An 11,799-nucleotide genomic window follows, 5' to 3' on the forward strand; every position below is an offset into this window, starting at 1 on the left:
ACAGGCCTTTCTATACCCAGCCTTGAGAAAGCTCAAGGAGCAGGTCAGTAGCTTCCGGCTCTCCAACACTAGCGCGAATCCCCTCACCCGCGAAGGGACGCACGAGCAGTCCACGCGCGGTGCACTGAGCCGCGATCGCAGTGGTCCGCTCGCCGAGATCCAGCCATACAAAGTTTCCCTGCGATTGCGGGACATCCCACCCCTGTTCTCGCAATCCGGTAATCATCCGCTCGCGTTCTGAAACAAGTGTGTCCACGCGGGCGAGCAGTTCATCGCGAGCCGCAAGGGACGCCACGACCGCATGCTGTGCGATCAGGTTGATACCAAACGGTGTTGCCGTGGCACGCAGAGCCGAGGCCAAGCGCGGCCGAGCAACAGCGTAGCCTACGCGAAGCCCTGCAAGACCATACGCCTTGGAGAAGGTACGCAGAACAACCACGTTCGGAAATCCGGCCAAGATGGCAAGTGCATCAAGGGCATCATCCATCCGCACGAACTCAAGATATGCCTCGTCCAGCACAACCAGCACATTGCTCGGAACCGACTGCACAAAATCGAGTGCCTCAGTGTGCGTGATCGCAGGCCCTGTGGGATTGTTCGGAGTGCATACGAGCACAGCCCTCGTGCGCTCGGTCATCGCCTCACGCATCGCGTCCAGGTCAAGACGTCCGTGCGCCGCAAGAGGAACCTGCACGCTCGTTCCACCAGCCACCGAAGTGAGAATCGGGTAGGCCTCAAAGGAACGCCATGGGAAGACCACCTCGTCCCCCGGTTCAACGACCAGTTGCAGGATATGGCCAAGCAACGCGACAGACCCGGTGCCAAAGGCAACATGCTCTGAAGTCCACTCCCCCTTGGCCAATCCAGCCTCGCTCGCAGTGTCGTTCAAGAACCGGGCGACCGCTTCAGAGATGTCCGCATTGGACATGTCCGGGTAGCGGTTGATGTCATTGGCGGCATCCGCGATCACCGAAACGACCGATGGAAGCGGCGGATACGGATTCTCGTTCGAGGAGACCTTATACGCCGAGGCCCCCACCGGAATACGGGCACCCGGTACATAGGAGGGCAGCGCACTGATTGCTGATCGAAGTTGCACTCGAGAGTCGTTCACAAAATCAGTCTCTCATTGACACAAGTCTTCTGAATAAACTGTTCGACTTCTGGGCGATGACTGGCAGGATGGAACCATGGACTTTTTGAAGAGGTTACTCGTTACCGCTGTCGCGTTCTGGCTGACCACTCTCCTGTTCGGAGATAACTTCCAAGTGGTCGGGCAGTTCAACGTCACTGAGGGCTCCGAATTCGTGAACCGCAGTGCCGTGTTCCTCGTGGTCGCCTTGATCTTCGCAGTCGTGAACGCGATCATCAAGCCGGTCGCAACTGTCGTGTCGTTCCCGATCATCGTGCTGACGCTCGGATTGTTCTCCCTCATCATCAACGCCGCGATGATTCTGCTCGTGGGCTGGTTCACGCAGTCGGCTGACTGGGGTCTCGAGGTCAACGGGTTCTGGTGGGCCGTTCTCGCGGCAATCGTCATCTCCGTGCTCTCCGCCGTTGGCCGCGCGCTGCTGCGAGTAGACAAGCAGTAACAGCGCCACAAACAGCGCTCGCAATGCTCTGGCCCTTTTGGGGTGCTCTCTGCTTCATGCAGGACGAGAAAGTTTGGCGACAGTCAGCGCACTCTGGTTGCACTCCCACTACCATCCGCGCGAGTGGGATTTTTCCCACTCGCAGGAGCAAGATTGGCGACGATCCGGCTACGTCACGCACACCCAGCCTGCCCCAGCCAGGCTGAGTCGCGAGGTGAGAACGTGACAGCCTGGCTGGTCGGTGGATAGACTCCCTGTACTCTAGAGAATCAATACTCCGGCGTGTGCACACTCGGTTCTTTGACTTTTCCAACTGCCAAAGCATCTCTACCTGAAAATATGGAGTCAAAATGCTCACCAATGAACAATTTGAAATCCTCCGAAAAGAAGTTGCCCCGATCATAGAAGCCTCGACGATTCCGGCATCCTATGGGTGGCCGAACCAGATCTCAATGGCACTTGTGGACGCAGTGTTCTCTATCCGCGCACGCTACAACCCCAGCGGAGATAACGAAAATCCTACTGGTTTACTAAAGAGGTTGCGCCAACTCAAAGCTTCACACCCTGAGATAGCCGATGACCTATCCAAATTAGTGGAACTCGGCGCACCAAAACTGATCGAAATCATGGGTGATTCCAAGTCAGGCCAACAGTCTAAAGCCGGATGCGTCATCCATGCAGCCCAGAACTACCTCAATCTTGAAGTCCGCGCTGCTGCAGATCTAGATGCAAAAAGCTCCGCCCACAAAAAAGCTTATATATCCGTCAAAGGCCTTGGACCCGTCACGTATGAGTACTTTGCGATGCTCTTAGGCACACCCGGTGTAAAGGCAGACACCCTCATCTCTCGGTTCGTGAATAGGACACTCGACCTGCCCAAACCTGATGAATTGTCGTCCGCGAACATCAGGGAAACGATAGTCGCGCTCCATCAGCACGAGTCATTCCGCGATATAAACCTGTCGGTCTTCGACAACATCATTTGGCGGCACGAGTCACGCCGCAACAAGTAGACACATCTGCGTCAACCTGATCCAACGTAAAAACCTCCCGCAGTGCGAACAATGCACTGCGGGAGGTTTTTCTTGCCGAGGCCCGGCTGAGCCCCAGAGTTAGTTAGCGGCAGCTTGCAGAGCAGCGCCGAAGTGTTCAACCGACCACAAGCGGTCTTCGAGTTCGCCACCTGGGTGCGTCACGATGATTTCGTCAGCTTGGGTGAGTTCAGCGAACTGGGCCGCCCACTCTTGAGTCTGCTCAGGCGTGCCAACCGCAGTGCACTTCATCATGTTCCGCACCTGGTTTCCGTGCGGACCGTCGAGCAAACGGTCGAGATCCTCATCTGACAGCCTGAGCGCTGCGCCGTCACGGATCATGAACTTCAAACGCTGACGCAGCGTTTCCCGGTGTAGTTCCTGCGCACGCTCGGTGGTTGGCGCGGCGATGACGTTGAACGCCACCATCGCGTACGGTTGCGCCAAGTCATGTGATGGCTCGAACTTGTCGCGGTACACCCGCAGCGCATCGTGCAGGGCATTGGGTGCGAAGTGCGAGGCGAAGGCGTATGGCAGTCCCAAGGTCGCGGCGAGTTCGGCCCCATAGAGCGAGGACCCGAGGACAAAGATCGGAACGTTGGTTCCCGAGCCTGGAATCGCCTCAACGTTGGGAACGATTGTCTGTCCTCGCAGGTAAGCCCTCAGTTCGCGGACGTCTTGAGGGAAGTTGTCCTGCTCGGTGCGCGAGCGGCGCAGCGCGTACAACGTGTTCTGGTCGCCGCCGGGTGCCCGCCCCACACCGAGATCAATGCGGTCAGGGTGCAGTTCCCCGAGCGTTCCATAGTGCTCAGCGATCGTCAGCGGCGAATGGTTGGGCAACATGACGCCGCCCGATCCCAGTCTGATCGTCTGTGTGTGAGCGGCAACGTGCGCGATGAGCACGCTCGTCGCAGAGGAGGCGATGGACTTCATGTTGTGGTGTTCGGCGTACCATACTCGCTTGTAGCCGCTGCGTTCTGCGGTTTGCGCGGTCACCACAGTTGCTTCGAGTGCCTCCCTGATCGTCTGGGACGGGGCGATTGTCGCAAGGTCAAGCATTGAGTAAGGCAGCATAGTTCTACTCAACCTCACTCAACCCGTTTTTATTTCCCGATCAGCGGGGACGGTGCGGTTCACATCATAGGTTTTGCTTTCCGTGACCTCATTTCTGTTTGGCAGCCATTCTTCGATGCGGTCAACCATCTCCCGCACCTCAGGGCTTTCGCTCATGGCGTTGCGCAGTAGGCGGCGAGAGGTTTCGACATCGTGGTCTCCTATCCCATCGCTTTGGTCCACTGTTCCGACGACTTGTATCCGGTCGCGTGACACGGGCATTGAAGTGTTGTCTAGGGTTGACACCGGATCTTTCCAGTTTTCAAGATGCAGGGCCGGGATTTCCGCCTTGATTTTGTTGTTCGCGGTCGGCGAGTTCATCGTGACGACTCCGCGCACGTTGTATCTATGTGTGAAAGCCGTTTTGGATGCCAAGGCCGAGGCGATGATACCGCCTTGAGAGTGCCCCATCATCACGATGTCGGCACCTGGTTCGACACCTGCGCGTTTCATCGCCTCTTCAACATAGGTCATGCCCTTGGACTGCCCGCCGTACATGGCAACGACGTTCGAGGTAAGGTCAATCGGATGTTCCCACCCGGTGGGCGACCACGACACCGTTCCCGGGATGTTGATCGTGTACAGGGGCTTGCCATCCCTCATGGCTTTGGTGATCTGAATGGCACTTTCATTCTCTGCCTTCACATCGCGCAACGAGGCAATCGAACTGTCCACGCTCGAAACGTCTTGGGGTTCGATCTCGGACACGATCAGGTCCTTTTCCTCGGAACTGTATGTGATTCCCTTGTCATCCGCTACGGCTCTCGCGGCGGTGCCGGTGAGGGCCAAGGCCCCAAACGCAAGACTCTTCCGGTTTTCCGCATCTGAGAACAACAAGCCGGACTGCGCGCGTTCAGAGAGGTGCATCTCGGTCCCGTGGACCTTGGACCGTGCAGCAGTTTCGATAGCGCCCCACACCAATGAGTCGATAAGGGAAATCCGTGGTTGTCGAAAGAACGGGGTCTCGACAAACCTCTGGTACCTCTTTGTGTCCCGTTCAGCCCTTTGATATTCGACTGCGGCCTGGAACGCCACGGCAACGAGTTCTCGCAGTTGCGGGGCAAGCCCTACCGCTCGTCTGCGCAGCTCCTCAATGTCTGCCAGCCGCACCGAAAACTGCCTCTGCTCATCCCAGGTAGGGCGTTGCACAAGTTCCACGCCGTCAAGTTCAGCACGCTGCTCGGCGTATCTGCGCGCGTCAAAACACAGATAATTCCAGTCATCAGTCAGCAGGTGATCGGCTGCGTTGAATTGCGCCATGGCATCTTGAATCAGTGTGTCCGTGGTCTGGACGTGACGAGCCGATGCCTCAAGCGCATCGATGTCTGCTGCGAGTTTGGTCGATACTCCCCTGACGTGAAACCAGGTCCCCGGAGTACTGGGGCGCACGGTTTGTTGCTCAGCGCGAGGCGCAACCCCATCCACACTATTTCCCGACGCATCACTCATTGCCCAACACGCCTGTCACGCGGGAATCGCGCTGAACAGTTGTTCGAGGCTCTGGCTTTGGCCTCGAACGGCGTGCGAAAGGCCGCTGATCTGGCGGGAGAGTTCGCACAGCATCTCCCGATAGGTCTCGGCGTTCTCGGACTCCCACACCTCAGACTCCAGGATTGCCACCTGGATCTCCTCCACGACCTGTTCGAACAGGTCGCTGATGATGTTGAGGGACGTGATGCTTTTGTACGGGCCGGACATGAAGCTGTCTCCTTAGGTTCTGTCGTTGGCATCTAAGGAGACCATGTCGCGATCAGTCGCGTCTTACCTGCCGTGTTGCGCGGTGGATAACAGCCGCCGTGCGCGTTCAAGGAAGGCCTGTGGAAACAGTTTGACGCGCGGCATTGCGCGTATGGGGTAGGTGAAATTGGCGGCTTTTCGACGAGTCGGCCAGTAGTTCTACAGGTCCTGTCCCAGCGGGGCTGAGACAGGACCACTTAGGCGAGGCTCAGTGCGAGGGGCCGTCCGGTTGGTGGTTGTGTGAGCGACCCTGACGAAATCGGGGCCTCAGGCTAATCGGTTCACTCTTTTAGTTGAGGGGTGGTTCCACCTTCAACGACCTTGATTGAGTGAATGGTGTCGGTGGGTGTGACGGTTTTTCCTTGCACTGAAGCTCGTAGTTCGAGGAGGATGCTCTCTACTCCGCTTGTGGAGTCGATCGCAACGGAAGTCAGTGGTGGGTCGAGGAGTTGCCCGAGCGGTGTTGCGTCCACTCCCACGACCGCTACGTCTTCGGGTACCCGTAATCCTAGTTTTCGTGCACCGGCTAGGAGCGCCGTGGCCACCTCATCGTTGTAGCAGGCAAATCCTAGGGGACTATCTGCGCTTAGTTGAGACAGGACGTGCGCAGCGTTGTCGAGGGTGAGGTCTAGTTCGACCACTGTGGGAGCTTCCATTTTGCGCCCAGCGCAGGCTGCACGAACCGCGCGTTCGCGCCTCAGTGACAGTGCCGACCATTCGTGTGGGTCTGTCTGGTGGGCGTAGGCTACTCGGCGCCCTTCAAGGAGTTCGACCTGTGCATCACCGATCAGGGTGTGTAGGTCTGGGCTGACTTGGACTTGTTCCCACTGCTGGCTTGGGATGAGTGGAACGTTGGAGGCGGCGATGACTTCACGCTGCTGAGCACTCAGGTCTGCTAGGTCGATGACTGCTACGGGGCGGAGGTATCGCAGCACATCGAGTGGGGTTTCTTCTTGGCCCATTGCGAACCAGGTCAGTACGTTCAGGCCGAGTTCGCGGGCGGTGTCATTGATTGATTCGAGCGCTTCTTGGAGTGGTGGTCCGAGCGTGGCGGGTGGCAACAGAATGATCACGATGTCGCTGTGCCCTTTTGAGAGGATGCGTGCCACGGTTGGCGTGTAGTTGAGTTTGGCGGCCGCGTCGCGCACTTTCGCTTCGGTTGCCGCTGAGTACTTGCCATCATGCCCGTTGAGGATGTGACTGACTGTTGCTCGGGAAACGCCTGCCAGCCGGGCGACTTCCGTAGTCGTTGCGGGGCGTCGCGCGCGTTTAGTGTCCATCGTTCAATCATTTCATACCTCTTTTCCCGACCATCCTCTTGCGCAGGTTACATATGTAACCTAGAGTGGCATTAATCGCCGATCCGCGGCGCCATAACGAAAGGGTCACTCAAAGATGAGTGAAGCAACTATTGACCACGCTGCGTCGACCTCGGCATCGAGCGGGCAGCTTCAAGGAACACCAAACGACAAGATCAAGGTCAAGGAACGGCTCGCCTATGCTTCCGGCGACATCGGCTCAAACCTGATCTTTGCAACGCTGTCCGCATTCGCACTCTTCTTCCTCACCGACGTTGCCGGTGTGGGTGCAGCTATCGCAGGTACGATTCTGCTCCTCGGCCAGATTCTTAACGGAATTACTGACCTTGTCCTTGGATACCTGATCGACAAGACCCGCTCGCGCTGGGGTAAAACCCGCCCGTGGATCCTGTGGACCTCGGTGCCCATGGGCCTCGCATTCATCGCCATCTTTGCGGTCCCCTCGGGCCTGAGCGACAACGGCAAGGCAGCGTGGGCCCTCATCTTCTACACGCTCGTGATGGCAGTTTTCTTCACAGCATCCAACCTGGCCTATAGCGCCCTGCTCTCACTGATCACCCCGGACTCGAAGGTCCGAGTCACGCTCACTAGTATGAGATTCTTCTTCGCGGTGATCACCACGCTCGTGGTGACGGCTGTAACCTTGCCGGCGGTTGAGGCGCTCGGCGGTGGCCAAGGCGGCTGGGTAGCCATCGCAATCATCTACGCGATCATCGCAGTCATCTCGCTGCTTCTTGTGTTCGTGGGTACCCGCGAGCGCATCGACCCAATGAGCGGCAAGGAGGGTGAAGCTAAGCAACCGATTGGTAAGACTCTTGGGCAGCTTTTCCGCAACCGTTACTTCCTGCTTGCTGCGGCGATGTTCCTGCTGTTCTATTTCCTCAACGGTTTGAGCCAGGCCTCGGGTATCTACTTCACAACGGTCATTCTTGGCGATGCGAACCTGTTCGGTTTGGTGAGCGCGACGGGTATTTTGCCGATGGTTATCGGGATTCCGTTCATGCCGTGGCTGATGGGGCGCTTTGGTAAGCGCCGTGTCTTCCTGTTTGGCATGATTCTGGCCTTGATCGGCGTGTTGATTCCGGCGTTCGGTCCGTCGAACCTTGCGCTTGTTCTGACGGGTGGCGTGGTTCGCGGTTTCGGGCTTGTCCCGTTGACTGCTGGGGCCTTCGCTTTGGTGGCTGACGTGGTCGACTACAGCGAGTGGAAGAACGGTGTGCGCGCGGATGGTCTTATTTTCAGCGTTGTCATTTTCGGTCAGAAGGTCGGAGGCGGTGTGGCTGCGGCGGCTGTGGGTTGGCTGTTGAGCATGTCGGGTTACGTGGCGGGCGTGTCTGCTCAGTCTGAGGCTGCGCAAAACATGCTGCTGACAATCTACATTTGGATCCCAGTGGTGTTGAGTGTCCTGCTGATCGTGGTCATTTGGTTCTTCCGCATTGAGCGCCACCGCCCTGAGGTTGAGGCACACCTTGCGCAGCGCACACAGTCGGCTGACGAGTCCGCATGAGTTCAGTCTCACTTGGTTGGGCGCTATTGGGTACGGGAAGTGTTTCACACTCGGTAGCGTCCGACTTGGCACTTGTTTCTGGCGCGAAGCAGGTATCGGTGTGGTCGCGGACGGGGGAGAATGCGCAGCGGTTCGCCGGTATGCACCACTTTGAGCGGTCGTCGAGTTCACTTGATGAGGTGCTGGGCGATTCCGAGGTGGACCTCGTGTACATTGCCACCCCTCACGCAACGCACGCCGAGTTTGCGTTGGCGGCGTTGCGGGCTGGCAAGCATGTGCTGGTTGAGAAGCCGATCGGGGTGAATGCGGCTGAGGCGCGAGAGATCGCGGCGGCGGCAAAGACCCACGATCGTTTCGCTATGGAGGCCATGTGGATGCGTTTCAACCCCACCTATCGGAGCTTGCGAGCGGACGTTACTGCGGGTGTTATCGGGCAGCCGCAGGCTGTGCGGGCCACTTTTGGTTTGCCGTTCGGGGCATCTGATTCTGAGCGGTGGTCATCTGAGCGCCGCAGCAGCACGCTGCTTGACCAGGCGATCTATGCGGTGACGTTCGCTAGGGATGTGCTCGGTGATCCGGAGTGCATACTGAGTCGGGCTTCGGTCCGCGGCGACGATGTTGATCTTACGCTTCACGCAACACTTGAGTATCCGGGCGGTAGGTTCGCTCAGCTTGCTGCGTCGATGGTGACCTATCTTGAGCCGTCGGCCAGCGTGAGCGGCACGAACGGCTGGTCAACACTTGCAGCACCGTTTTGGGCTACCGACCGGTACACAACGCATTCGGGCGATTTCGCCACGGCGTTCGGTGCACCGGATGAGCGCGTGCTTCCCACCGAGGGGAACGGATACGTTCCGATGCTTCGCGGCGTTCAGGAATCAATCCTCACGGGTGAGCGAGAACACCGGCTTCACCCGCTCTCAGAGTCCATCGCAGTGATGGACATCCTTGACCAGATCCGTGACTCGTGGCCTGCCACTACCTCATGAACTACCCACATTGAACATCACCACCTAGGAAGAAAAATGTCTCGTACCTCCTTTAACACCAATTGGTTCTACCGCCCGAAAACCAGCATCTTCGCTGATGTTCGCGGCCAGGCTGAGGCCGGTACCCCGGTTCACCTTCCCCATGATGCGATCATCTCTTTGGAACGTCGCGCTGACGCACCCAGCGGAGCAGCGGGGGCGTTCTTCCCTACGGGAGCTTTTGAGTACCGCCGTACCTTCGAGGTCCCGGCGGAATGGAGCGACAAGCACGTAGCGCTGGAGTTTGAGGGCGTTTACCGTGACGCCATGATTTACGTCAACGGCGCTTTTGTTGCCCAGCGCCCGAACGGCTATGCAGGTTTTATTGTGTCGCTTGATGGGTATCTGCGATACGGCGAAGAGAACACGATACGCGTTGATGCGCGTGCGCACGATGACTCGCGGTGGTACACCGGCGCAGGCATCTACCGGGAGGTGCACCTGTGGGTTCTCGATCATGTACACATTGCCGAACGCGGCGGTATCCGCATCACCACCCCTGATGTTGAGGATGAGCGCGCGGTTGTTGCCGTTGCAACGAAGGTGAAGAACACGGGCACCGCCACGAAAACCGTTCAGGTGAAAACCGCGATCCTTGACCCTAACGGGCTTGAGGTTGGCCACGAGGAAAGCCGGATCACGGTGCTTCCGCAGAGCGAAGGTGTGGTCAGGCAACGCATCTACGTGACCTCACCGCAGCGTTGGAGTGTCGATTCCCCTACGCTCTATGCTGCCACGAGCGAACTTACAAGCGACACTGGCACGATGGAGGCCAGGTCCACGAGCTTCGGTATCCGTACCCTTCAACTTGATCCTGCGCACGGACTGCGAATCAACGGTGAGACGGTGAAGCTTCGTGGTGCCTGCATCCACCACGACAACGGAATCTTGGGGGCGGCGACCTTCGCAGACGCTGAGGAGCGGCGTGTTGTACTGCTCAAGGAAGCAGGCTTCAACGCAATTCGCAGCAGCCACAACCCCATGACCGCAGCGATGCTCGATGCCTGCGATCGGCACGGCGTGCTGGTGATGGATGAGACCTTCGACATGTGGGCAGAGTCGAAGAACCCCTTCGACTATTCGCTGGCCTTCCCTGAATGGTGGGAGCGGGATGTTGAGGCCATGATCGAAAACGACTTCAACCACCCCAGCGTCGTGATCTACTCCATCGGAAACGAGATCCCGGAAACCGGTAATCCCATTGGCAGCCAGTTGGGGCGGCAACTCGCGGAAAAGATCCGCAGCCTCGACGAAACCCGGTTCGTCACGAACGGCATCAACGGCTTTGTTTCCGCGCTGGCACAGGTCAGCGCACTCATCGCGCAAGCTGCAGAAGAACCTCCAACTGAGGAAAACGCAGACGGTGGAGTCAACGCCCTCATGGGTAGCGCGGACGACTTCATGGACCAGATCGTGGGTTCGCCTGTGGTGACGGAGGCTACCGCCGAATCGTTCGCGATGCTCGACATCGTTGGCCTGAACTACGGTGATGTCCGCTACGAACTCGAAGCCCGTGAACACCCGAACCGGATAATAGTTGGAACCGAGACCTTCCCGTCACGGATCGATGCGAACTGGAAGCTCGTCACCGAAAACCCACACGTGATCGGTGATTTCACATGGTCTGGCTGGGACTACATCGGCGAGGTCGGCGTTGGGCGAGTCAAGTATGAGGGTGAGTCCATGGACTTTGATGGCGACTACCCTTGGCTGACCTCGTGGTCCGCAGACCTTGACCTCACGGGGCACCGCCGCCCAATGTCCTACTACCGCGAAACGGCGTTCGGCTTGCGGACCACCCCGCACATCACCGTGCGTCGGCCGTCGAACCACGGTCGGGAGTTCACTTTGGGTCAGTGGAGCTGGACCGATGCGGTTTCTAGTTGGAGCTGGAACGTTGAGCAAGGATTCCCCATGATCCTTGAGGTGTATTCGGACGCACACGAGATCGAACTGCACCTGAACGGGCGTTCGGTTGCCCGCCAGCCGGTCGGTGTCCGCAAAGCATTCGTTGCGGACTTCGAGATCGAGTTTGAGCATGGCACATTGACGGCAATCGCGTTCAAGAACGGTGTCGAAGTCAGCCGTTCCGAGTTGACGTCCGCAAGCGATGACGTGCGTCTCGATGTGCGCCCGGACAAGTCCGAACTGACGCTTCGTGACGGTGCGCTCTGCTTCGTCGAAATTGAACTGCGCGACACGGATGGAAACCTAGTCAACGACGCGGAACGCGCTGTCACCGTCGAGGTCACCGGGGCTGGCTCGCTCGCAGCGTTTGGTAGTGGGCGTCCCGCCACCACTGAGAGCTTCAACCAGTCAAGCCACGGCACCTATGACGGCAGGGTCCTCGCTGCCGTCCGGCCTGAACGTGCCGGGGAAGTACAGATCTCGGTGAGTGCGCCGGGTCTAGCCACGGTGGTGTCAACACTTCAGGTCCGCGAAGAGAGCGACTGACCGGACCCGAAATACGAT

General features: G+C 58.3%; 10 protein-coding genes. 5 read left to right on the top strand and 5 right to left on the bottom strand.

Going from position 1 to position 11,799, the window contains the following annotated elements; genetic code table 11:
- Positions 1-10 precede the first annotated feature (10 nt).
- Positions 11-1,114, bottom strand: coding sequence for a histidinol-phosphate transaminase (locus tag ACFSYH_RS07400; protein WP_377466219.1), 1,104 nt, complete (start codon positions 1,112-1,114; stop codon positions 11-13).
- A gap of 76 nt (positions 1,115-1,190) precedes the next feature.
- Here ACFSYH_RS07400 and ACFSYH_RS07405 point away from each other — a divergent pair, with 76 nt between their 5' ends.
- Together ACFSYH_RS07405 and ACFSYH_RS07410 are read left to right on the top strand one after the other, a co-directional pair.
- The gene (locus ACFSYH_RS07405; protein ID WP_377466220.1) at positions 1,191-1,592 is read left to right on the top strand and encodes a phage holin family protein; all 402 of its coding nucleotides are present in this window, start codon (positions 1,191-1,193) and stop codon (positions 1,590-1,592) included.
- 350 nt (positions 1,593-1,942) lie between these two features.
- Positions 1,943-2,605 (top strand): hypothetical protein, encoded by a 663-nt coding sequence (locus tag ACFSYH_RS07410; RefSeq protein WP_377466221.1) that lies wholly within the window; start codon positions 1,943-1,945, stop codon positions 2,603-2,605.
- A gap of 99 nt (positions 2,606-2,704) precedes the next feature.
- Here ACFSYH_RS07410 and ACFSYH_RS07415 read toward each other — a convergent pair whose 3' ends face one another.
- From ACFSYH_RS07415 to ACFSYH_RS07430, 4 genes are all read right to left on the bottom strand, one after another.
- On the bottom strand, positions 2,705-3,697 hold the full coding sequence (locus ACFSYH_RS07415; protein ID WP_377466222.1) for an LLM class flavin-dependent oxidoreductase: 993 nt from the start codon (positions 3,695-3,697) through the stop codon (positions 2,705-2,707).
- A gap of 18 nt (positions 3,698-3,715) precedes the next feature.
- Entirely contained in the window at positions 3,716-5,185 is a 1,470-nt protein-coding gene (locus ACFSYH_RS07420) for a PGAP1-like alpha/beta domain-containing protein (RefSeq protein ID WP_377466224.1), read from the bottom strand.
- A gap of 15 nt (positions 5,186-5,200) precedes the next feature.
- The gene (locus tag ACFSYH_RS07425; RefSeq protein WP_377466226.1) at positions 5,201-5,434 is read right to left on the bottom strand and encodes a hypothetical protein; all 234 of its coding nucleotides are present in this window, start codon (positions 5,432-5,434) and stop codon (positions 5,201-5,203) included.
- A gap of 320 nt (positions 5,435-5,754) precedes the next feature.
- Positions 5,755-6,753, bottom strand: a complete 999-nt coding sequence (locus tag ACFSYH_RS07430) for a LacI family DNA-binding transcriptional regulator (RefSeq protein ID WP_377466227.1) — start codon at positions 6,751-6,753, stop codon at positions 5,755-5,757.
- Between the two features lie 115 nt (positions 6,754-6,868).
- Between ACFSYH_RS07430 and ACFSYH_RS07435 the strand changes: the two genes are divergently transcribed.
- From ACFSYH_RS07435 to ACFSYH_RS07445, 3 genes are read left to right on the top strand one after another with little or no spacing between them, the layout of a single operon-like run.
- The gene (locus ACFSYH_RS07435; protein WP_377466228.1) at positions 6,869-8,299 is read left to right on the top strand and encodes an MFS transporter; all 1,431 of its coding nucleotides are present in this window, start codon (positions 6,869-6,871) and stop codon (positions 8,297-8,299) included.
- Entirely contained in the window at positions 8,296-9,288 is a 993-nt protein-coding gene (locus tag ACFSYH_RS07440) for a Gfo/Idh/MocA family protein (RefSeq protein ID WP_377466229.1), read from the top strand. Before ACFSYH_RS07435 ends, ACFSYH_RS07440 begins: the two co-directional genes overlap by 4 nt.
- 36 nt (positions 9,289-9,324) lie before the next feature.
- Positions 9,325-11,781 (top strand): glycoside hydrolase family 2 TIM barrel-domain containing protein, encoded by a 2,457-nt coding sequence (locus tag ACFSYH_RS07445; protein WP_377466230.1) that lies wholly within the window; start codon positions 9,325-9,327, stop codon positions 11,779-11,781.
- Positions 11,782-11,799 lie beyond the last annotated feature (18 nt).

Source organism: Populibacterium corticicola (assembly GCF_042683685.1).
Taxonomy (GTDB): domain Bacteria; phylum Actinomycetota; class Actinomycetes; order Actinomycetales; family Cellulomonadaceae; genus Timonella; species Timonella corticicola.